Below are 20,428 nucleotides of genomic sequence, written 5' to 3'. Positions count from 1 at the left end.
AGGAACGGTCGGTTCCCGGTGCCGGAGGCGACCGTTCCTGCTCACGAAGTGGGGGCCTGCGACGTGCGCGGGGACGGACAGGAGGCCCGGTGCGGGCCCGCCACGGGCCTCCCGTCCGGGGACGCGCGCGGTCACGACACCCCGCTCACGTCTGCCGAGTGGTCGCGTTCCGTCGCCCGGCGACGGCGCAGCCGACGCTTCGTGACCGCTGGGCGGTGCGGCCCGGGACGTGCGCGCGGACGGACAGGAGGCCCGGTGCCAGCTGGCACCGGGCCTCCTGTCCGTGGGGTGGGGGCGTCAGCCCGTGTTCTGCAGGCCGGCCGCGATCCCGTTGACGGTGAGCAGCAGGAGCCGGTGGTCGGCGTCCGTCGGGTCCGTGCTGCCGGACGTGCGGATGGCGCGCAGCGCACGGAGCTGCAGGTGCGACAGTGCGTCGACGTAGGGGCTGCGGAGGCGCACGGCGCGGGCGAGGACGGGTCGGTCCTCGAGCACGTCGCTGCCGCCGGAGACGCGGAGCACCCAGTCGCGGGTGCGGACCATCTCGTCGAGCACCTTCGCGGCGAGGTCGTCGCGGTCGGCGAGCTCGAGGTACCGGCGGGCGATGTGCTCGTCGGTCTTCGCGAGCGACATCTCGACGTTCTTGATCATCGCGGCGAAGAGCGGCCAGTCGGCGTAGGCGGCGCGGAGGACATCGACGTCGCCGACGGCCTCGAGCGCGGAGCCGAGCCCGTACCAGCCGGCGAGGTTGATGCGCGCCTGCGTCCACGAGAACACCCACGGGATGGCGCGGAGGTCCTCCAGCGACTCCACCGACAGGCCACGACGGGCCGGGCGGGAGCCGAGGGGCAGCAGGCCGATCTCCTCCATCGGGGTGACCCGGGCGAACCAGGGCGCGAAGCCGTCGGCCTTGACCAGGTCGTAGAACGCGACGCGCGAGACGTCGTCGAGCTGCTGGGCGAGGTCGGCGAACCGGGCGGCCGCGGCGGCGGTGCGCGCCTCGTTCGACGGCGTCGACGCGAAGAGCGTCGCCGAGGCCATCTGCTCGAGGTGGCGGGCGGCGATGTCCTGGTCGCCGTACTGGGCGAAGATGACCTCGCCCTGCTCGGTGAGCTTGAGCCGGCCGTCGATCGATCCCGGCGGCTGGGCGAGGACGGCCTCGTTGGCGGGACCGCCGCCCCGGCCGAGCGAACCGCCCCGGCCGTGGAACAGGGTCAGCTCGATGTCGTTGTCGCGGGCCCAGTCGGCGATGCGGGCCTGGGCGTCGTACAGCGCCAGGTTCGCGGACACCGGGCCGACGTCCTTCGACGAGTCCGAGTAGCCGAGCATGACCTCGAGCCGACGGCCGGTCGCGGCGAGGCGTCGCTGGAAGGCCTCGGTGCGGACGGCCTCGTCGAGGATGTCGACGCTGGCGTGCAGGTCGGCGAAGGTCTCGAACAGCGGGATGACGTCGAGCACCGGCGCAGCCTCGGCGGACCCGAGCGCGGCGACCGCGAGTTCGTGCACGTTCGCCAGGTCCGCCGGGGACTGCGTGAAGGACACGATGTACCGGTTCGCCGCGCGGACGCCGTAGCGGGACTGCAGCCCGGCGATCGTGCGGAAGACGGCGAGGACCTCTTCGGTGGTCTCGCTCAGTTCGCCACCGGCGCGGATCTCCGCCAGGGCCGTGCGGTGCACTTGCGAGTGCTGGCGGACCTCGAGCTCGGCCAGGTGGAACCCGAAGGTCTCGACCTGCCAGATCAGGTTCTGCAGCTCGCCGTTGGCCGGGCGGATCGCGCCGGCTGCGATGAGCGACGCCTGGATCGTGCGGAGGTCGGCCAGCAGCGCCTCGGGGCCGTCGTAGGCCAGCGGGGTGGTGCCGGTCCGGGTGGCGTCGATGCGCGCGGCGACGAACAGGAGCGCACGGCGGTGGGTCTCGTTCGGTGCGCGGACGCCGATGCGCTCGGCGATGCCCGGGTCGAGGGACTCCTGCGCGGCGACGAGGGCGGTGAGCCCGGCGTCGGCGGGGGTGTCACTCGCGTCGAGCGTCAGGGCGCTGCCGATTCGGGTGGTCGCGCGGGCGAGGCCGAGCAGGATGTGCTCCGCCGCGATCTCGGCGGCCTGGCGGGTGACGTCGGCCGTCACGTGCGGGTTGCCGTCGCGGTCGCCGCCGATCCAGGTGCCGAACCGCACGAACGCGGGGGCGATCACGGATGCGCGGCCGGCGTCGTCGCCCTGCAGCCGGTCGTCGAGCAGGCGGTACACCTGCGGGACGATCTCGAACAGGGTCTGGTCGAACACGCTCATCGCGGTGCGGACCTCGTCGAGCGGGGTCGGCCGGGTGGTGCGGAGCGGCGAGGTGCGCAGGAGGGTCGTGATCTCCTCGAGCAGGCGGCGCTCGTTCTCGGCGCGGGCCGTCGCGTTCCGGGCGCGGTCGCGCTCATCGATGAGGTCCGTGATGCGGCGGACACCCGTGGTGACCGCGCGGCGGCGGGCCTCGGTCGGGTGGGCCGTCAGCACCGGGTGGAACCGCAGGGTGCGGAGGCGCTCGGCGGCCTCGGCCTCGCCGACCTCGGCGACGAGCTCGGCGTAGGTGGCGGGGAACGAGTCGCCGGCCACCCCACCGTCGTCACCGCGCTGCCGGAGGACCCGCACGCGGTGGTGCTCCTCGGCCAGGTTCGTCAGGTGGAAGTAGGTGGTGAACGCCTGCGCCACGGCCTCGGCGCGTTCGGCCGACATGCCCGAGACGATCGCCTGGGCACGCGCTGCACCCTCGGCGTGGTCGCCCTCGTAGGCGTCGATCACGGCGGCGCGCAACGACTCCACGTCGTGGAGCAGTTCGTCGCCCCCGTTCTCCCGCAGCACCCGGCCGAGGAGGTTGCCGAGGTACCGGACGTCGGCGCGCAGGTCACTGTCGACCGCACCGCTGACGTCGTCCCGCGCGCGCTCGTGGCGTGCAGATCCGTCGATCGCCGTCATGGAGTCCTTTCCGGGTCGTCCGGGAGGCTGGTCCCGGGTCCCAGCAGCGTATCGGCACCCGGGGGCGCATGACGTCGACCGTCCGGACGGACGCGGGGGCAGGGTCCGGACGGACGCGGGGCAGGGTCCGCGCGGGGCCGGGCGGTCCCGCGCGCGGCCTTGCTTGGGTACTCCCCCGATGGGTCAGGCAGGCACGGAGGCGCTGCCCGGCTCCTGACGGAACGGCGCACGGCGGGCATCGAGGCCGGCGAGCAGCCCACGGTTCAGGTCGTAGGCGAGCTCGACCTCGGCGATCACCCGCTCCTGCTCGTCGGCCGTCCAGGGCGCGGCGTCCAGCTGGGCGCGGTAGGTGTGCTCGAAGTCGCTCGGGTCGGCGACCTGGTCGAAGATGTAGAAGAGGACACCGTTCGTGTCGAACCCGAACCGCTCGGCCAGCACTTGCCCGATCACGTGCCCGCCGGACACGTCACCGAGGTACCGCGTGTAGTGGTGTGCCACGAAGCCGCCGGGCCACTCCGCCGCGACCTCGTTGAGGCGTCGCACGTACGCGGTCGTCGCGGGCAGCGGGCACACCAGCTCGGACCAGTCCGGGCCGATCAGGTACTCGAGGTCGGCACGGATCGCCGGCATCCGGGTGAGCTGCGCGGTGACGAACGGCGCCGCAACGGGGTGGTCGGCCATGCGTTCCGCCGCCCGCTCGAGTGCGTCGTACACGAAGGCGTACTGTCCGAGCAGGTCCGCGTAGTCGGCGACGTCGCAGTCGCCGCCGAGCAGGTCCTGCATGAAGCCGCTCGTGGCCGAGGCACCGTGCGAGCGCCGCGTGCGACGCCGCAGCAGCTCGGAGAACGGGATGACGGTCGAGTCCATGAGGTAAGGCTAACCTTAGTGATGCGCGCGTCAAGCAGGGATCACCCAGGTGGCGCCGAACCCGCGAGAGGAAGCTCCCCCACGATGAGCTCGAAACCCAAACGCCCCCAGCACGTCTTCGTCGTCGACCGCACCGAACGGCTCTCGCCCCACATGGTGCGCGTGCACCTGGGTGGCTCGGCCTTCGAGGACTTCGTCGCCCAGGCCGACCCCGACCGACTCGGCTCGACCGACAAGTACGTCAAGCTCCTGCTCGCGAAGCCATCGCTCGGACTCGTGCCGCCGTACGACCTCGAGGCCCTGCGCGAGACCCTCCCGAAGCACGACCGCCCGGCCCGCCGCACCTACACGGTGCGGGCGGTCGACCACACCACGCGGACCATCGCGATCGACTTCGTCGTGCACGGCGACGAGGGCCTCGCCGGTCCCTGGGCAGCGTCCGCGCAGCCGGGCGACCGGCTCGCCCTGTCCGGGCCCGGTGGTGGCTACGCGCCGACCACCGACCCGGCGGTCACGCACGTGCTGCTCGGTGACGACAGCGCCCTGCCCGCGATCGGCGCCGCACTCGAGTCGATGCCCGACTCCGCCACCGGGGTCGCCCTGGTCGAGGTGGCAGGGCCCGCGGACGAGCAGGACATCCGGCACCCGGCCGGGGTCGACCTGCGGTGGCTGCACCGGGACGCCACCGGCGCCCAGCCGGGCACGCTCCTGCTGGAGACGGCCAGCGGGCTGCCGCGTGCCTCCCGGCCGGTCCAGGTCTTCGCGCACGGCGAGCGGACCGCGATGAAGGCGATCCGTCGGCTGTTGCAGGACGACTGGGGGCTGGAGAAGCGCGAGATGTCGTTGTCGGCGTACTGGGCGCTCGGACGTGGTGAGGACGAGTTCCAGGAGGAGAAGCGCGAGCCCGTCGGGGTGATCTTCACCGACTGACAGCGGGCCTGCGTGTCTGTTCCTTCCCAGGACGGGCGCGATGGCTGGTGGGAACGGGCGTACCTGGTCGGAAGAGCGGACCGGGTGCGCCCGATCTTGGTCGGTACGCCCGTTTCTCGGTCGGTACGCCCGGTTCGGCGGACGTGCGAGGCACCCGGCTGTCGCAGGAACGCCCGTTCTTTCCCAGAACGGGCGCGATGGCTGGTGGGAACGGGCGTACCTGGTCGGAAGAACGGACCAGGTACGCCCGATTCAGCCAGGCACGCCCGATCTCGGTCGGCACGCCCGGCGGCCGGGCGCGCGGTACCCGCAGGAACGCCCGTTCTTTCCCATAACGGGCGCGATGGCTGGTGGAATCGGGCATACCTGGTCGGAAGAACGGACCAGGCACGCCCGATTCGACCAGGTACGCCCGGCCCGCCCGTTCTCGGCCGGCACGCCCGTTCTCGGCCGGCACGCCCGTTCTCGGCCGGCACGCCCGTTTCTCGGTCGGTACGCCCGGTTCGGCGGACGTGCGAGGCACCCGGCTGTCGCAGGAACGCCCATTCTTTCCCAGAACGGGCGCGATGGCTGGTGGGAACGGGCGTACCTGGTCGGAAGAACGGACCATGTACGCCCGATTCGACCAGGTACGCCCGGCACGCCCGATCTCGGTCGGTACGCCCGGTTCGGCGGACGTGCGGGGCGCCCGTTTCCCGCAGGAACGCCCGTTCTTTCCCAGAGCGCGCGCGATGGCTGGTGGGAACGGGCATACCTGGTCGGAAGAACGGACCAAGGACGCCCGGTTCGACCAGGTACGCCCGGTTCGACCAAGGACGCCCGGTTCGACCAGGTACGCCCGGGATGCCCGGTGGGCCCAGCGCGCGCAGCGGCCGGGAGGCCCGGGGCACGTCGGTGGGTCGGGCTAGCGTTCGGCGCATGGTCACCTCGTCGTGCTGCGTGCCGGGTTGCGCAGGCGTGCTCGCGGACGGGCTCGCGGGCGTCCCCCTGTGCGGCGCGCACGTCGCGTTCGTCGCCGACCTCGCGGCCGAACACCCCGGCGTCGAGGACGCACTGCCCGCCCCGTGCCCGGCGTGCGGTTCGCGGATCGGGGTGCGGTACCCCTCGGGCATGGTGTGTGCCCGGTGCGAGTGGCGATGGGGTGACGTGCCGGACGGCGACCTCGCTCCCCCTCGGGTCGACGTCGTCTACTACCTGCGGATGCGCGACGACTTCGGCGACCGCATCAAGATCGGCACGACGATGAACCCCCGGCAGCGGCTCGCGGCGATCCCGCACCAGGACCTGCTGGCGTTCGAGCGCGGTGACCGGACCCTCGAACGCCGACGGCACGCCACGTTCGCCGCCAGCCGGTACCCGGGTACCGAGTGGTTCCGGGTCACGCCGGAACTCCTGGCCCACGTGGACACCGTCGCTGCCGGGGTCGACGACCCCTGGGACCTGCACGCCCGGTGGACGAGCGAGGCGCTCGCGCTCCGAGGCTGAGCCCCGACCGGGCGGTCGGGGCTCCTGCTCAGGCGGCCTGCAGCATGCGGTCGGCGGTACGGAGCGAGAGCGCCATGATCGTCAGCGCCGGGTTCGCGATGACCGCGCTCGGGAACACCGAGTTGTCGGCGATCCACAGGTTCGGGACGTCCCACGAGCGGCCGTCCTGGTCGACGACGGAGGTCTCGCGGTCCGTGCCCATCCGCGCGGTGCCGATGGTGTGCGCCGTGCGTTCGAGCACCCGGACGTCCTGACCGCCAGCGGCCTCGACGATGGTCGTCATCGTGCGGACCGCGTGGCGGCGGATCGCTTCCTCGTTCGACCCCGGGGTGAAGGACACCCGAGCACGCGGGACACCGTGTTCGTCGAGTTCGTCGGTCAGCTCGAGGCGGTTGTCGTCGTACGGCAGGCACTCGGCGTTGATGCCGACGCCGGCCGAGAACGGGTAGTCCTGCAGCGCCCGGACGAGCTCGGCACCGCGGAGTCCGCCGCCCCGGACCAGCGAGGTCGCGAAGGTCTGCGGCTGCACGCCCAGGCTCTGGATGAGGTAGCCGCCCGCGAAGTCGGCGTCCGCCGGTCGGACGAAGTCCTCGGTGATGATCGACGACGGGTACCCGCGGTACGAGCGCATCGACTCGTCGAACCGCGCCCACACCTGGGTGGCTCCGTGCGCGGTGAAGTTCCGGCCGACCTGCCCGCTGCCGTTCGCGACACCGGTGTGCAGCAGCAGTCGCGGCGTCTCGACACCGCCCGCGGCGAGGACGAGGGTCCGGCAGCGCTGGCGGTGCTCGCGGCCGGCGGCGGTGTACAGGACCGCCTCGACCCGTCCCGCCGCGTCGAGCTCGATGCCGTGCACGAAGGACTCCGGACGGATCTCCGCACCGAACGCCACGGCGGCCGGCAGGTAGGTCGTGTCCATCGAGACCTTCGAGCCGTTGCGGCAGCCCTGGTGGCACGAGCCGCAGGACACGCAGGCCTGGCGCAGCCCGTGGTGCTCCTGGTGCCGGTCCTCGGTGGTCAGGCCGACCGGGGCGTCGGTCGCGGTGATCCCGGCGGCCGCGGTGCCGCGCATCATCATGTCCGATGAGGCGTTCCGGGCCGGCGGGCGCATCCGGTAGCGGCGGGAGGGGTCCCACGGGTAGTGCTCGGGGCCGGCGACGCCGACGTCGTGCTCGACCTGCTCGATCCAGCCGGTGAGTTCGGCGTGGCTGATCGGCCAGTCCTGCCCCGCGCCGCTCTCGGTCCGCAGTCGCAGATCGTGCTCGCTCGGCCGCGGGGTGAACGCGCCCCAGTGCAGCGTCGACCCGCCGACGCCCGTGCCGCTGTTGTTGGGGCCGAAGGCCGTGGGGGCTCCGCCGCCGCTCAGCCGCTCGTCCATCCAGTTGATGTCACCGGGGGCGGCGACCTCATCCGGCACGTGGTCGCCCGGCTCGGTGTTGCGGCCAGCTTCGAGCGCGACGACCGTCAGGCCACGGCGGGCCAGCGATGCGAGGAGCGGTGCTCCCCCGGCCCCGGTGCCGACCACGACCACGTCGACGACGTCGTCCGTGCCGTACGTGCGTTGTCCGTCGAGTCTCATCGTGCAGCTCCGGTCGTCGGTGCGGTGTCCATCGTGGTGGCGGTGCCGGCGGGGGCCTCGGGTTCCCAGGCCTCGCGCTCGCCCGCCGCGAGCAGCTGGAAGCCCTGCTTGCGGACGCCGTCGCCGCCGTTCGCGTAGCCGTCGAAGTCGATGGCGGCCATGGTGGCGGGGTGTGCGAGCCAGTGCTTCACGAGGTCGACGCTGGCGTCCTCGAACCACGCGCGCAGCTGCTCGGCGTCGAGGTCGCCGTCAGCGCGGTACCGCCCGACCGCCACGGACTCGAGGGCCTGGTCGAGCACGCCGTCGCGGGCGGGTGCAGCGAGCACGTCGAGCGCGGCACGGTAGGCCTCGGCGTCCACCGGCAGGCCGTCCGGCCGCCAGCCGTCGCCGAGCCCCGCGGCCAGCTGCGCGTCGACCCGCAGTGCCAGGTCGACCTGGTCGGTGCCGGGCTGCGGGACGACGATCCGCGCGACGGCGCGCAGGGTGTCCAGCTGCGTCGGCGTGAGCGCGTGGGGTGCGGCGGCCGGGTCGTCGGGCAGGGCGCGCTGGGCCAGCAGCCCCCGCGTCCGGGCGCTGACCCGCGGCGAGGCGATCACGCGGGCGTGTTCCACGGGGACGACCGGCGACCCCGTGACGCGGCGCTGCCAGAAGTCGCGGATGCGCTCGGCCACGGCCTCGGGCTGTTCCCAGGGCAGCAGGTGGGCGGCGCCGTCGACGACGTGGAGCTCGCTGTTCGGCCAGTGCGGCAGGGTCAGGCGGCGCTGGGCGTCCGCGTCGAGGTCGCCGTCCTCGGCACCGGCGAGCACCAGGGCGGGCACGGGGTTCGGTGCGGCGTCCGACCAGTCCTCGCGGCTGCCGCGGGACAGCCAGTCCGTCCAGGCCGCGGGGTCGGTCCGCTCGACGTCCTGGACCGCCGCGACGTGCCGCGCAGGCGCCAGGGGCGACGCGGTGTTGGCGGAGACGAACTCCTCGGCGTCCTCGACGGAGATCGGGCCGCCGGCAGCCCACGAGAGCATCGTCCAGCGGCGGTCGTCGTCCATCGGCTCGGGAGCGAGCGGGGACGCGGCGAGGAGCAGCACGGCCCGCAGTCCGAACAGGCCGTTCGCGCCGGAGATCGTGCGGTCGGCCACCACCGTGGCGACCTTGCCGCCCATCGAGTGCCCGAGGAGCATCCACTCCGTCGAGCCGCTCGCCCCGATCGCGCGCTCCACCAGGACGGCCATCTCCTCGACGGTGGTGCCGGACGACGCCGGGCTGCGGCCGAAGCCGGGCAGGTCGATGCCGATCAGGTCGAGGTCGCCGAGGAGTTCGGCGCGCAGCAGCGCGAACTCCTCGGAACTCGCGCCGAGGGCGTGGAGACAGAAGACGGTGGTCACCCTGTATACCTACCCGTCGCTCGCGACCGCTCCCAGCCGGGCCGTACCCCGCCGGGTCGCGCGTGTACCCCGATCGACGGCGTCACCGGGCGTACGCGTCGACGAACAGCGCGCCCCGGAGCTCGCGCAGGGTGTCCGCCAGCCGGTCGACGGTCCGGCCGGAGATCCCCGAGACCTGCAGGTCGTACGGGCCGAGCGCGGGGAGCCGCCCGGTGCGGATGCGGACGACCTCCCACCCCACGGCGCGGACGGCGCGGTCCTTCTTCCGGTCGGTCTCCTGCCGCGGGCCGACGTGCTCGAGGCCGTGCCGACCGGTGGAGTCGTACTCGATGGCGACGCGGAGCTCGGGCAGGATGATGTCCGGCCAGGCCTCGACGTGGTCGAAGAACGGGCGGTCGAGTCGGATGGCGGAGTGGTCGTAGGTGAACGCGAACCGCTCGGACAGCATGCCCCGGAGTTCGGCCTCGACCGCCGAGGCCGTCGCCGGGGCACAGACGCTCGTGAACGACTCACCCGACGGCAGCCGCGGGGTCTTCGGGCAGATCGTGCGGGGAACGGGCTGGGCGGTCCGCCTTGGCGCCCCTCCGGCCGAGCCGGCGACGGGCCGACGGGACCGGGACCGGGAACGGCTCGACGCGACGGCCCCGGCCGGGACCCCGCGCACCGGAGCCGCGGGCAGCGTCTGTCGTCCGGCACTCCGGACGACCCGCTGCGGCACCGGCACGGCCTGCGGCCAGTCCGACGGCAGCACCGGCCACCGCTGCGGCTGGGCCTGCACCGCGCACTCGGGGCACCACACGGAGCGGCGGCGTTCACGGCCCGGGCGGGACCGCTGTTCTGACGGGGTCGCGACGAAGACGTGCCCGACGTCGCACTCCCAGGTGAGCAGGACCTCGGCCGCCGGGGGGACCTGGGTCAGGACGACGCCGTGGTTCCAGTCGGGGTGGTACTGCCGGATGAGCACGGGGTACGGCGCCCAGTCGGCGCGGAACTGTCCGACGGCGTACGGCACCGCTTCGCCGCGCGACCACTGTCGGCGGCGCCACCACGCATCGACGGGTTCGGCCACGCCCCCACGCTAGGAACGACCACCGACACCCGCCGCACCACAAGCGAGCGACGCGACCGCTCAGGAGGCCAGCGCGTGCTTCACGTAGGCGACCAGGGCGTTCGCGTGCCCGTGCCCGAGGCCGTGCTCGGCCTTGAGCCACCCGACGACCTCCATGTGCTGGTGGTCGTCGAGCCGGTCGGCGACCAGGTCGAGCCACTCCTGCACCGGGCGCCCGTAGGTCGTCTCGATGCTCGGGAAGTACGACGCCGGACCCTTCACCTTGGTGCCGTCCGCCGGGGGCACCGGGGCGGTCACACGATGCGCTGTCATGGCGCAACGGTAGCGCTCCGTCGGCCGTCACGGAACGTCACGCAGGACACCGTTCTGTGACGCCGCGTTGCGCCGGATGGCCGGGTGTTGCGCCGCGTGGCGGGGTGTTGCGCGAGGCGTTGTCGGCGGCGTCCGGCCCTCCTACGGTCGCGACATGACCGAGACCACCAGGGCCCCGCAGTGGGAGGCGACCAGCGTCGACGACGCGGGCCGGACGACCGGGGCGAGCCGCGCCTCCAGGCCGGAGACCGCGACCATCGACGCGGCCGGACACGCCGCACTCGACCGTTCCGTCGTGCCGTTGCGGCACCCGCTGCGGTGGATCGCCGCGGCCCTCGTGCTCGTCGTGCTGCTGAACTTCGGCGAGACGCTGTTCACGAACGAGCAGTGGGGCTGGCCGGCCGTCGGCAAGTGGCTGTTCAGTCCGGCGGTCCTGACCGGCCTGCAGCTGACCCTCACCGCCACCGCGCTGAGCGCCGTGATCAGCTTCGCTGGCGGGATCCTGGTGGCCATCGCCCGGCTGTCGCACAACCCGGTCCTGTCCGGGCTGGCGTGGGGGTACGTGTGGCTGTTCCGGTCGGTGCCGCTCATCCTGGTGCTCGTCTTCCTGTACAACCTCGGGTCGCTGTACCCGACCATCGGCATCGGGATCCCCTTCGGGCCGCAGTTCGAGGTGCCGACCGCGAACCTGCTCGGCGACCTGGCGATCGGGGTCATCGGGCTGAGCCTCAGTGAGATCGCCTACGCGTCCGAGATCGTCCGTGCCGGGGTGCTCGCCGTCGACCACGGCCAGCACGAGGCCGCGCAGGCGCTCGGGCTCCCCCGTCGCCGGCAGTTCGTGCGGGTGATCATGCCGCAGGCGCTGCGGTCGATCGTCCCGGCGTTCGTGAACCAGGTCGTCGGCCTGCTGAAGGCCTCCTCGCTGCTGTTCTACGTGTCACTGCTCGACCTGTTCGGCGTGGTGCAGAACCTGTCGAGCACGTACCCGGGCGACATCATCCCGCTACTCGTCGTCGCCACCATCTGGTACCTCGTGCTCACCAGCGCGGTCTCGATCGTGCAGTACTACGTCGAGCGCTGGACGGCCCGCGGGTCGGTCCGTGCGCTGCCGCCGACACCGTGGCAGCGGGTGCGGAGCGCGCTGCGGGGCGGCGGGCCCGGACGTGGTCCGGGACGGCCTGGAGGCGCGGGTCGCCGCACACGGGCAGCCGCCGCCGAGCGCGCGGTCGCGTCCGGGTCCGCTTCCACCGTCGACGACAGGAGCATCTGATGAGCGCCGCCATCGCGATCCACGGGGCCGTCAAGGCGTTCGGGGACAGCGTCGTCATCGACGGCATCGACCTGTCGCTGCCGTCCGGCAGCGTGACCGTCGTCCTCGGCCCCTCCGGTTCCGGCAAGTCCACGCTGCTCCGGGCGATCAACCACCTCGAACCGCTCGACCGCGGGGTCGTCACCGTCGGCGACGAGCCCATCGGCGTCCGCCTGCGCACCGGCCGCGACGGGGTCCCGCGCTGGAAGGAGCTGCCCGAGCGGCACATCCTGCGGCAGCGTGCCCGGATCGGGTTCGTGTTCCAGCACTTCAACCTGTTCCCGCACCTCACCGCGCTCGAGAACGTCGCCGAGGGGCCGATCGCCGCCGGGGTCCCCGTCGCCACGGCCCGAGCGCGGGCACAGACCCTGCTCGATCGGGTCGGACTCGGTGACCGCGGCGCTGCCCGCCCCCGGCAGCTGTCCGGCGGGCAGCAGCAGCGGGTCGCGATCGCCCGGGCCCTGGCGCTCGAGCCGTCGGTCGTCCTGCTCGACGAGCCGACCTCGGCGCTCGACCCGGAGCTCGTCGGCGAGGTGCTCGGCGTCATCCGGGGGTTGGCGGACACGGGCACCACGCTCGTCATCGTCACGCACGAGATCGCCTTCGCCCGCGAGGTCGCCGACCACGTCGTGTTCCTCGACCACGGGCGGGTCGTCGAGCAGGGGCCGCCGGCCCAGGTGCTCGACCACCCGCAGCACACCCGCACGCGCGACTTCCTGTCCCGCGTCCGCTGACCCCTGACCCCTGATCCCCGCACGCACCCCAAGGAGAACCATGTCCACGACCACCCCGTCCCGCTGGCGCAACCGCGCCGGTTTCCTCGTCCTCGCAGCCGGCGTCGTCGTCGCCCTCGCCGGGTGCTCCGCGGGCGCTTCCGCCGACACGAGCGGCGCACCCGACGGCTCCGTCACCATCGGCGCCGCCTCGAACGGTGCGGCGAAGGAGACGACCGTCGAGGTCACCGAGGACACGAAGCTGCACGACGCGCTCCCCGCCGCGGTCCGGAAGTCCGGCAAGTTGACGATCGGCGTGGGGGCCCTGCCCGCCGGGTTCCCACCGCTCGCCTTCACCGGTGACGACCAGAAGACGATCACCGGTTCGGAGCCCGACCTCGGACGGCTCGTCGCCGCGAAGCTCGGGCTGCGCGCTGACGTGCAGAACGCCACGTGGGACAACCTGTTCGTCGGCATCGACAGCGGCAAGTACGACGCCGGCTTCTCGAACGTCACGGTGACCGAGGAGCGCAAGGAGAAGTACGACTTCGCCTCGTACCGGCAGGACAACCTGGCGTTCCAGGTGCTGGCGTCGAGCTCGCTGCGCTTCGACGGCGACCCGTCCGTGCTCGCCGGGAAGACCCTGTCCGTGAGTTCCGGCACGAACCAGGAGAACATCCTGCTCGAGTGGCAGAAGGAACTCCGGGCGAAGGGCGAGGACTTCACGATCAAGTACTACCCGGACGGCAACGCGATCAAGCTCGCGCTCGACTCGGGCAAGATCGACGCATACTTCGGCCCGAACCCGACGATCGCCTACCAGAACACGCAGAGCAAGGGCACCGCGAAGGCGACGAAGACCGCGGGCACGTACTCCGGCGCCGGCTCGTCCCTGCAGGGGCTCATCGCCGCGACGACGAAGCAGGGCAGCGGGATCGCGAAGCCCGTCGCGGCGGCGATCGACGAGCTGATCGAGGACGGCACCTACGCGAAGTGGCTCGCGGCCTACAACCTGTCGAACGAGGCCGTGAAGACGTCCGAGGTGAACCCCGAGGGTCTGCCGCTCGACAACAGCTGAGGTGTGCCGGGACACCCCCGTGGCCGTCGTGGTCGCGGGGGTGTCGTGCGTGCGGGGGGGCACTCCCCGCTCGACGATCGACAATCGACGATCCACGAGGGGAACGACTCGTGGATCGTCGGAACATGCACACGCACCCGATGCGTGCGCAACGAACGACGTCCCACCAGTCGAACGACAGGTGGGACGTCGGAACATGCGCACGCAGCGAGCTATCCCGCAGCCAGAGCGGACTCCCCCTCGACGACAGGCGCCGCCCACTCCGCGGCGAGCAGCTCGTAGGAGCGCACCCGGGCGTCGTGGTCGTGCGTGATCGTCGTGACGAGCAACTCGTCCGCGCCCGTGACCCGCCGGAGCGTCTCGAGCCGGTCCGCGACGTGTGCCGGGTCGCCGACGAACCTCGTCGCGAGCCGGTCCGCCACCGACGCCTCGGCCTCAGCGGGGAGCCGCACCTCCCGAGCCTGGTCCGGGGTGGGGTACTCGATCGCACCGACGCCGGAGCGGATCGAGTGCACCCACTGGGCGTACCCGAGCCCGAGCTGGTCCGCCTCGGCCGCGGTCGGCGCCACGAGCACGTCGGCCGACACGATGACGTGCGGGGCGTCGAGCACGCCCGGGCGGAACGCGTCGCGGTAGGCCTGCACCGACGCCAGGACCGTGCCCGGGGACGTGTGGTAGTTCGCGCCGTACGGCAGCCCGAGCGCGCCGGCGATCCGGGCACTCTCGCCGCCGGTGGAGCCGTGGATCCACAGCTCGACGGCGGCGCTCGCGGCCGGTGGGGCCTCGATCACCGCACCGTCCCGCGACCAGGTGCCCGCGAACAGGCCGCGGATCAGGTCGAGTTCGCCCGTGAACCGCTCGACGTCGCCCGGCACCCGGCCGAGCAGCTCCCCCTGCAGGGCGAACCGGCTGCCCGGCGCGATGCGGAACTCGAACGGCGCGGGGACGAGCAGGCCGTCGATGACCTGGTCGGTCCGCGGGGCGAGCGACGGCGGCTTCGGGGTGCCCGGTGCTGGTGCTCCTGAGCGGCCGAGCCCGAGGTCGATGCGCGGCCCGTGCAGCGCGGCGAGCGTGCCGAAGGTCTCGGCGATCTGCAGCCCGCGGGTGTTGCCGACCAGGGTCGCGGCGCTGCCGACCCGGATGGTCGAGGTGGCTGCGGCGACCGCACCGATGACGACGGTCGGCGCACTGCCGGCGACACCGGGGTTGAGGTGGTGCTCGGCGAGCCAGTAGCGGGCGTACCCGGCACGTTCCGCGGCGACGGCCAGGTCGATCGTGTTCGCCAGGGCCTCGGCGGGGGTCGACCCGCTGCTCACCGGCACGAGGTCGAGGACGGAGAGCGGGACCCGGCTCATGCGAGCACCCGCTGCCGGTCGAGGACCCGTCCGGGCAGGTCGAGCGTCTGGCGGAGCGTGGCGCCCTCGTCGTACGACTGCCGGTAGACGCCGCGCTCCTGCAGCAGTGGGACGACCCGGTCGACGAACTCGTCGAGACCGTACGGGTTGGTGTGCGGCACGACGACGAACCCGTCGGTGGCGCGCTCCTGCACGTACCGGTCGATCTCGGCGGCGATGTGTGCGGGCGTCCCGACGAAGCCGCCACGGGTCGAAACCCGGATGACCAGGTCACGGATCGACAGGTGTTCGGCCGCGGCGAGGTCACGCCACGACTGCACCAGCGCGGGGACGTCGCGGGTGTGGCGGACGCGGCCACGGGTGATGTCGGCGCCCTCCAGGTCGGGCTCGATCGAGGGCAACGGCCCGTCGACGTCGTACGACGACAGGTCACGGTTCCACACCTGTTCGAGGAACGCGATCGCCGTCGCCGGGCTGACCTGGGCGCGGCGGATCGCCCGGGAACGTTCTTCGGCCTCGTCCGCCGTGTCGCCGAGCACGAAGGTCGCGCCGGGCAGGATCAGCAGCTCGTCCTTCGACCGGCCGACCCGTTCCAGGCGCTCGGTCACGTCGCGGTAGAACGACTGCGCGTCGTCGAACTCGGTGTGCAGCGAGAAGACCACCTCGGCGTACCCGGCGGCGAGGTCGCGGCCCTCGTCGGAGTCGCCGGCCTGCACGACCACGGGGTGCCGCTGGGGGCTGCGCGGCACCGGGAACGTGCCGGTCACGTCGAACTGCGGGCCGTGGTGGTCGACGTCGTGGATGCGGGAGCGGTCGGCGAAGGCCCCGACGCCCAGGGTCCCGGCGGCGCCCGACCCGTTCGCCACGATCGCGTCCGACTCCCACGAGTCCCAGAGCTCGCGCGACAGCTCCACGAACTCGGCGGCTCGCGTGTACCGGTCGGCGTGGTCGAGGAACCCGCCACGGCGGAAGTTCGCGCCGTGGAACGCGTCCGAGCTCGTCACGACGTTCCAGCCGGCGCGGCCGTCGGTCAGGTGGTCGAGCGTGGCGAGCTGCTTCGCGAGCTCCACGGGCTCGTTGAAGGTCGTCTGCAGCGTGCCGACGAGCCCGATGTGATCGGTGACGCCGGCCAGCGCGGCCAGGATCGCGAGCGTGTTCGGGCGCCCGACGACGTCGAGGTCGTGGATGCGTCCCTTCTGCTCGCGGAGCCGCAGCCCCTCGGCGAGGAACAGGAAGTCGAAGCACCCCCGCTCGGCGTTCCGGGCGAAGTGCTCGAACGACGAGAACGCGATCTGGCTCTCGGCGCGGTCGTCGCTCCAGACGGTGGTGTTGTTGACGCCCGGGAAGTGGGCGGCGAGGTGGACCTGACGCTTGACGCTCATGCTGAGACCCCCGAGGAGACGGAACCGACACCGGAACTGACACCGGCACCGGTGACGGCAGGACGCGCGTACCGGCTGACCGCCGGCGCGATGCCGAGCCGCGTGCGCAGGTCGGCGGTGGGACGGGACGCCACGTCGGCGCGGAGCCCCGCGGTGACGAGCGCGGGGACGAGCTGCCGCGCGATGGCGGTCGAGTCGATCGGGATGCGCAGCGGACGGAGCCGGACGCCGGCGTACCCGAGGGCCCGCAGGTCCGCGATCCGTGCCACCAGGTCCGACACCGTCGTCGCGAGGACGGACGTGTCCGACCCGGAGCCGACGGCGTACGGAGCGCCCGCTGCCGCGTCGAGCGCGGCGAGCTCGTCGGCGGCGGCCGCCGGCGACGACCCGATGAGCACCGCGAGGTCCGCGAGGACCGGACGACGGAGGTCGGACCCGGCCGCCTGCTCGGCGTCACGGACGAGTGCCAGCGCACCCCGATCCTCCAGGCCGTCGAAGCCGGGCGTGACCAGCACGACGTCCGCGGCGTCCACCGCGAACGCCGCCGCGTCGGCGCGGTGCGCGAGCGTGAACACCGGCGGGCGCCCCTGCGGCGACCGCGGCACGATCGACGCGCCGTGCACCGAGACGAACGAGCCGGAGAACGCCGCGTTGTGGATGCGGTCGCGGTCGATGAAGCGGCCGGTCGTGACGTCGCGGATGATCGCGTCGTCGTCCCAGCTGTCCCAGAGGCGGGAGACGACCTCGGCGGCCTCGCGGGCCTCGTCGAACAGCGTGGCAGCGTCGTCGCCGCCGGGGCGGCGGCCGAACAGGGCGGCCTCGCGGGTCGTCGGGCTCACCTGGATCCGCCATCCGGCCCGCCCCAGCGAGACGTGGTCGAGGGTCTGGAGGCCCGTGGCGACGTGGAACGGTTCGGTGTGCGTGACCGAGACGGTCGGCACCAGACCGATCGCGCGGGTCGCCGGGGCGACCGCGTTCGCGACCAGGAGGGCGTCGAGGCGGCCGACGACGGTCGACGTGTCGAGGTCGCCGTCGGGGTCGGTGGGGCCGGCGGTGAAGGAGTCCTCGAGGGTGACGGCGTCGACGCCGAGCCGGTCCTGCTCGACGACGACGTCCCGCCAGTGCCGGAGGCTCGTGAGCCGGTGCGCTGCCGAGCTGGCGGCGCGCCAGGCGGCGGGGTGCCAGCCGGCGCCCTGCAGCGCGGTGACGAGGGTGATGCGATCGGGCACGGTCATGGGGCGACGCTAGGACGGTTCGGCGGGGCGGCGAAGCGGTGTTGCGGAACGTGACCGACGGTGTCGCCGTGTGACGTACCTCGCACCGTGCGAGGATCGCCGGATGGTCTCGTCGTTCCTGACCCACGCGGAAGTGGTGGTCGACCCCGCGGTCCCGATCGAGTCGTGGGGGCTGTCGCCCGAGGGACGCGTCCGGGCCACCGCCGCACACCGGCTCGCGTGGACGCCGGGCTCCCGGCGGATCGTCTCGAGCACCGAGCGCAAGGCCGTCGAGACCGCCGACCTGCTCGCCAGCGCCGTCGGACTGCCGGTCGAGCGCGACCCCCTGCTGGGCGAGATCGACCGGAGCGCGACCGGCTACCTGCCGCCGTCCGAGTTCGAGGCCGTCGTCGACGCGTTCTTCGCGGAGCCCGAGCAGTCGGTCCGCGGCTGGGAGCGGGCGATCGACGCCCAGCAGCGCATCGTCGCGGCCGTCCGCCGGCACTGCGCCATCGGCGACCTCACGATCGTCTCGCACGGCGCGGTCGGCGCGCTGCTCCTGGCCCACCTGCGCGGCCTCCCGATCACGCGCGCCCTCGACCAGCCCGGCATGGGCAGCGTCTTCCACTTCGACGCGCTCGCCTGGCGGGCGACCAGCGGCTGGAGAGGCGTCCCAGGGACCTGACGGGAGGCGCGGGGCGGGGCCGCCACGGGCCTCCCGTCCGCCGCCTGCGCGGCCCGACCGCCCCGCTCGTCAGACCACGAGCGTCGCGCCCGTCACGGGGCCGGGGGCGGCGTCCTCGTCGTCGGCGTCGTGCAGGGTGCGCTCGGCCTGCCCGAGCAGGTGGTGCACGGCGAGGCCGATCGAGCGGGCACCGACGACCGCGACGAGCACGCTCAGCAGCGCCAGCAACGCGGTGGTGGGGATCCAGGCGGACGGCAGCGCGAGTGCCCGGAACCACTCCACCGCGGCGGTGGCGACCGCGGCGGCCGGGAACACGAACGACCAGAACCCGAGCGAGAACGCCAGGCGGACGTACCGCGGGAGCAGGGCCAGCTGCACGAGGACCATCAGGACGCCGAGCCCCGCGATGGCCTGCACGGGCAGCGTCACAGCGTCGTCGGTGAGAGCGAACACCGACAGGGTGGCGACCGCCGGCGGCGCGACCAGGATCGCCATCGTCGGCACGAGCGGCCCCGGCAGCGCCGGCCGGAACGCCAGCCGGATGAGCAGCAGGCCGGTCATGACGCCCCAGAAGAACACGCCGACGCCGAGGGCCGGCCAGGACAACCAGCCGACGCCGACCTCGTGCGTGGCCACCGAGGCGACCAGGGCCGCGGCGACGGTCGGCAGCAGGTAGCCGCCGTGCACGGACTCCAGGGCGAGCCGGCCCTCGAACCAGGTGCTCAGCAGCCAGGCGGCGAACCCGGCCGCGGTGGCCACGGCGACGAGTACCAGGACCTGCCCGGCGACGGGGGCGAACCGCGCGAGGTCGACGCCGAGCAGCATCGCGGTCGCGGGCACGAGCGCGGCGATCGGTCCCTGCGCCGGGTGGCGGAGCTGGTCGACGAGCCGTTCGCTGACGCGTGCGCCCCGGACGGCGTGCGCACCGAGCAGCCACACCCACGCGACGGCCGCGATCGCCCAGAACACCTGCGGCACCACGGCGGGCAGGTGCAGCACGGGAGCGGCGTACGACCACGTCTCGGCGAAGCCGGCGAGGCCGAACGGGACGGCGAGGGTGTTGAGCGGGATGCGGGAGGTGGGTCGTGGCATGGCTCCCCCATTCTCGTGGACTGGTCGGCTGCGGCGTCGCGCGGTCGGGGGCCGTGCGCGCGGCGGGGCGTGCGTGCCCGCGGGCCGTGCGTGCTCCGCGGTCAGGCTGCGGGCAGCTGCTCGCCCGCCTCGACCGCGACGTCGAGCCGGTTCTCGGCGGGCGGCAGCGGGCAGGTCGCGTGCGGGGTGTACGCGCACGGCAGGTTCGTCGCCCGGTTGAAGTCGATGCGGGTGGCACCGTCGGCATCCGGCGCGGCGATGTCGAGACTCCGGTTCGCCGCGTACGTCGTGACTCCGCTCGTGCGGTCGGTGAACAGCACGTGCAGACCGCCGGCGTGCCCGTTGAACGCCAGGAGCGACCGCGGCCCGTCGAGGTCGAACGTCAGGACGCCGGGGGCCTCGTACACGTGCAGCAGGCCGTCGACGACGCTGCCGACGGTGACCTCGCGCGGGGTGTCGAACGGCTCGAAGTGCGCGTCCACGACGAAGCGCTCAGCGGCCGAGTACGCCGGGGTGCCCTGGTAGCCGACGCGGGTCGGGTTCGACGGGTGCCGCGGGCGGAGCAGGTCACTGCCGCCGCGCCGGGCGACCTCGATCACCACGGTCTCGTCGCCGTCGTGCCACACCACGTTCGTGCTCGAGCGCTCCGGCAGCGGGCCGAACCGGTGCGTCCCGGTGACCGGCTGTCCGTCGACCTCGATCGTCTCGTCGTCGGCCAGTGCGACCACCGGGCCGTCCTCGTCCGTCGACCAGCTGCCCGGGGCGTCCTCGAACCGTTCCGGCGTCGCGGTGAGCCAACGGATGCTCGTGATCGCGAGGAAGCCGTGCTCGCTCGCCCGGGCCTGCTCGTGGTCGTCGTGCCAGGCGGTCCATGCTTCCGCGAAGGTCGGTGCGGCCGGGGACGTCGGAGTCGTCGGGGTGGTGTCGCTCGTCGGGGTCGTCGTGCTCATGGGTCGACCGTACGACGCGTGGCCCGGCGGCGCGACGATCGTGTCGCCGTGCGTCGGCGGGCCACGCGTCGTACGGT

The 20,428-nt window shown here is 73.3% G+C and carries 17 protein-coding genes; 6 read left to right on the top strand and 11 right to left on the bottom strand.

Translation table 11 applies throughout. The annotated features are described in order from the left end of the window. Nucleotides 1-297: 297 nt before the first annotated feature. Nucleotides 298-2,955, bottom strand: coding sequence for a phosphoenolpyruvate carboxylase (locus DEJ09_RS14815; RefSeq protein WP_111039858.1), 2,658 nt, complete (start codon nt 2,953-2,955; stop codon nt 298-300). A gap of 183 nt (nt 2,956-3,138) precedes the next feature. Further along, nucleotides 3,139-3,822, bottom strand: a complete 684-nt coding sequence (locus DEJ09_RS14810; protein ID WP_111089093.1) for a heme oxygenase (biliverdin-producing) — start codon at nt 3,820-3,822, stop codon at nt 3,139-3,141. An 84-nt stretch (nt 3,823-3,906) separates the two neighbouring features. On the opposite strand from DEJ09_RS14810, the gene DEJ09_RS14805 reads away from it, so the two are divergent. Both DEJ09_RS14805 and DEJ09_RS14800 read left to right on the top strand, forming a co-directional pair. Next, the gene (locus DEJ09_RS14805) at nt 3,907-4,752 is read left to right on the top strand and encodes a siderophore-interacting protein (protein ID WP_111089092.1); all 846 of its coding nucleotides are present in this window, start codon (nt 3,907-3,909) and stop codon (nt 4,750-4,752) included. 918 nt (nt 4,753-5,670) lie between these two features. Next, nucleotides 5,671-6,237, top strand: a complete 567-nt coding sequence (locus DEJ09_RS14800; RefSeq protein WP_111089091.1) for a GIY-YIG nuclease family protein — start codon at nt 5,671-5,673, stop codon at nt 6,235-6,237. 28 nt (nt 6,238-6,265) lie between these two features. Here the strand turns inward: DEJ09_RS14800 and DEJ09_RS14795 are convergent, their stop codons facing one another. From DEJ09_RS14795 to DEJ09_RS14780, 4 genes are all read right to left on the bottom strand, one after another. Continuing rightward, complete coding sequence (locus tag DEJ09_RS14795; protein WP_111089090.1) at nt 6,266-7,816, bottom strand: GMC family oxidoreductase; 1,551 nt, start codon at nt 7,814-7,816, stop codon at nt 6,266-6,268. Next, nucleotides 7,813-9,192 (bottom strand): alpha/beta fold hydrolase, encoded by a 1,380-nt coding sequence (locus DEJ09_RS14790; RefSeq protein WP_111089089.1) that lies wholly within the window; start codon nt 9,190-9,192, stop codon nt 7,813-7,815. The genes DEJ09_RS14795 and DEJ09_RS14790 overlap by 4 nt, the downstream gene beginning before the upstream one ends. Before the next feature lie 82 nt (nt 9,193-9,274). Next, nucleotides 9,275-10,261, bottom strand: a complete 987-nt coding sequence (locus tag DEJ09_RS14785; RefSeq protein WP_111089088.1) for a hypothetical protein — start codon at nt 10,259-10,261, stop codon at nt 9,275-9,277. 60 nt (nt 10,262-10,321) lie between these two features. Beyond that, nucleotides 10,322-10,573 (bottom strand): DUF4287 domain-containing protein, encoded by a 252-nt coding sequence (locus DEJ09_RS14780; protein ID WP_111054606.1) that lies wholly within the window; start codon nt 10,571-10,573, stop codon nt 10,322-10,324. 154 nt (nt 10,574-10,727) lie between these two features. Between DEJ09_RS14780 and DEJ09_RS14775 the strand changes: the two genes are divergently transcribed. Genes DEJ09_RS14775 through DEJ09_RS14765 form a run of 3 tightly spaced genes read left to right on the top strand, consistent with a single transcriptional unit; the run spans nt 10,728 to nt 13,673 of the window. Continuing rightward, nucleotides 10,728-11,843, top strand: coding sequence for an amino acid ABC transporter permease (locus tag DEJ09_RS14775; protein WP_111089087.1), 1,116 nt, complete (start codon nt 10,728-10,730; stop codon nt 11,841-11,843). Then, nucleotides 11,843-12,616, top strand: coding sequence for an amino acid ABC transporter ATP-binding protein (locus DEJ09_RS14770; RefSeq protein ID WP_111089086.1), 774 nt, complete (start codon nt 11,843-11,845; stop codon nt 12,614-12,616). Before DEJ09_RS14775 ends, DEJ09_RS14770 begins: the two co-directional genes overlap by 1 nt. Nucleotides 12,617-12,656: 40 nt before the next feature. Beyond that, nucleotides 12,657-13,673: a transporter substrate-binding domain-containing protein gene (locus tag DEJ09_RS14765; protein WP_111089085.1), complete on the top strand. Its 1,017-nt coding sequence runs from the start codon at nt 12,657-12,659 to the stop codon at nt 13,671-13,673. Nucleotides 13,674-13,885: 212 nt separating this feature from the next. Here DEJ09_RS14765 and DEJ09_RS14760 read toward each other — a convergent pair whose 3' ends face one another. Genes DEJ09_RS14760 through DEJ09_RS14750 form a run of 3 tightly spaced genes read right to left on the bottom strand, consistent with a single transcriptional unit; the run spans nt 13,886 to nt 17,645 of the window. Further along, entirely contained in the window at nt 13,886-15,028 is a 1,143-nt protein-coding gene (locus DEJ09_RS14760) for an LLM class flavin-dependent oxidoreductase (protein ID WP_111089084.1), read from the bottom strand. Then, nucleotides 15,025-16,410, bottom strand: a complete 1,386-nt coding sequence (locus DEJ09_RS14755) for an NtaA/DmoA family FMN-dependent monooxygenase (protein WP_111089083.1) — start codon at nt 16,408-16,410, stop codon at nt 15,025-15,027. The genes DEJ09_RS14760 and DEJ09_RS14755 overlap by 4 nt, the downstream gene beginning before the upstream one ends. Continuing rightward, nucleotides 16,407-17,645, bottom strand: coding sequence for an LLM class flavin-dependent oxidoreductase (locus DEJ09_RS14750; protein WP_111089082.1), 1,239 nt, complete (start codon nt 17,643-17,645; stop codon nt 16,407-16,409). Before DEJ09_RS14750 ends, DEJ09_RS14755 begins: the two co-directional genes overlap by 4 nt. Nucleotides 17,646-17,748: 103 nt before the next feature. Between DEJ09_RS14750 and DEJ09_RS14745 the strand changes: the two genes are divergently transcribed. Then, on the top strand, nt 17,749-18,309 hold the full coding sequence (locus DEJ09_RS14745; RefSeq protein ID WP_111089115.1) for a histidine phosphatase family protein: 561 nt from the start codon (nt 17,749-17,751) through the stop codon (nt 18,307-18,309). Nucleotides 18,310-18,378: 69 nt separating this feature from the next. Here DEJ09_RS14745 and DEJ09_RS14740 read toward each other — a convergent pair whose 3' ends face one another. After that, entirely contained in the window at nt 18,379-19,401 is a 1,023-nt protein-coding gene (locus DEJ09_RS14740; protein ID WP_111089081.1) for a transporter, read from the bottom strand. Between the two features lie 101 nt (nt 19,402-19,502). Further along, nucleotides 19,503-20,351: a DUF1684 domain-containing protein gene (locus DEJ09_RS14735; RefSeq protein WP_111089114.1), complete on the bottom strand. Its 849-nt coding sequence runs from the start codon at nt 20,349-20,351 to the stop codon at nt 19,503-19,505. Nucleotides 20,352-20,428: the final 77 nt, after the last annotated feature.

It is taken from the genome of Curtobacterium sp. MCLR17_055, assembly GCF_003234305.1.
Lineage (GTDB): Bacteria > Actinomycetota > Actinomycetes > Actinomycetales > Microbacteriaceae > Curtobacterium > Curtobacterium flaccumfaciens.
The sequence above is the reverse complement of the archived record's forward strand: the minus strand, read 5'-3'. Positions and strand labels throughout refer to the sequence as shown.

What these genes read in the sequence shown, in the direction of transcription:
- DEJ09_RS14815 (WP_111039858.1), bottom strand. Translation starts at nt 2,955, where the DNA reads ATGACGGCGATCGACGGATCTGCACGCCACGAGCGCGCGCGGGACGAC.
- DEJ09_RS14810 (WP_111089093.1), bottom strand. Translation starts at nt 3,822, where the DNA reads ATGGACTCGACCGTCATCCCGTTCTCCGAGCTGCTGCGGCGTCGCACG.
- DEJ09_RS14805 (WP_111089092.1), top strand. Translation starts at nt 3,907, where the DNA reads ATGAGCTCGAAACCCAAACGCCCCCAGCACGTCTTCGTCGTCGACCGC.
- DEJ09_RS14800 (WP_111089091.1), top strand. Translation starts at nt 5,671, where the DNA reads ATGGTCACCTCGTCGTGCTGCGTGCCGGGTTGCGCAGGCGTGCTCGCG.
- DEJ09_RS14795 (WP_111089090.1), bottom strand. Translation starts at nt 7,816, where the DNA reads ATGAGACTCGACGGACAACGCACGTACGGCACGGACGACGTCGTCGAC.
- DEJ09_RS14780 (WP_111054606.1), bottom strand. Translation starts at nt 10,573, where the DNA reads ATGACAGCGCATCGTGTGACCGCCCCGGTGCCCCCGGCGGACGGCACC.
- DEJ09_RS14775 (WP_111089087.1), top strand. Translation starts at nt 10,728, where the DNA reads ATGACCGAGACCACCAGGGCCCCGCAGTGGGAGGCGACCAGCGTCGAC.
- DEJ09_RS14770 (WP_111089086.1), top strand. Translation starts at nt 11,843, where the DNA reads ATGAGCGCCGCCATCGCGATCCACGGGGCCGTCAAGGCGTTCGGGGAC.
- DEJ09_RS14765 (WP_111089085.1), top strand. Translation starts at nt 12,657, where the DNA reads ATGTCCACGACCACCCCGTCCCGCTGGCGCAACCGCGCCGGTTTCCTC.
- DEJ09_RS14760 (WP_111089084.1), bottom strand. Translation starts at nt 15,028, where the DNA reads ATGAGCCGGGTCCCGCTCTCCGTCCTCGACCTCGTGCCGGTGAGCAGC.
- DEJ09_RS14755 (WP_111089083.1), bottom strand. Translation starts at nt 16,410, where the DNA reads ATGAGCGTCAAGCGTCAGGTCCACCTCGCCGCCCACTTCCCGGGCGTC.
- DEJ09_RS14750 (WP_111089082.1), bottom strand. Translation starts at nt 17,645, where the DNA reads ATGACCGTGCCCGATCGCATCACCCTCGTCACCGCGCTGCAGGGCGCC.
- DEJ09_RS14745 (WP_111089115.1), top strand. Translation starts at nt 17,749, where the DNA reads ATGGTCTCGTCGTTCCTGACCCACGCGGAAGTGGTGGTCGACCCCGCG.
- DEJ09_RS14740 (WP_111089081.1), bottom strand. Translation starts at nt 19,401, where the DNA reads ATGCCACGACCCACCTCCCGCATCCCGCTCAACACCCTCGCCGTCCCG.
- DEJ09_RS14735 (WP_111089114.1), bottom strand. Translation starts at nt 20,351, where the DNA reads ATGAGCACGACGACCCCGACGAGCGACACCACCCCGACGACTCCGACG.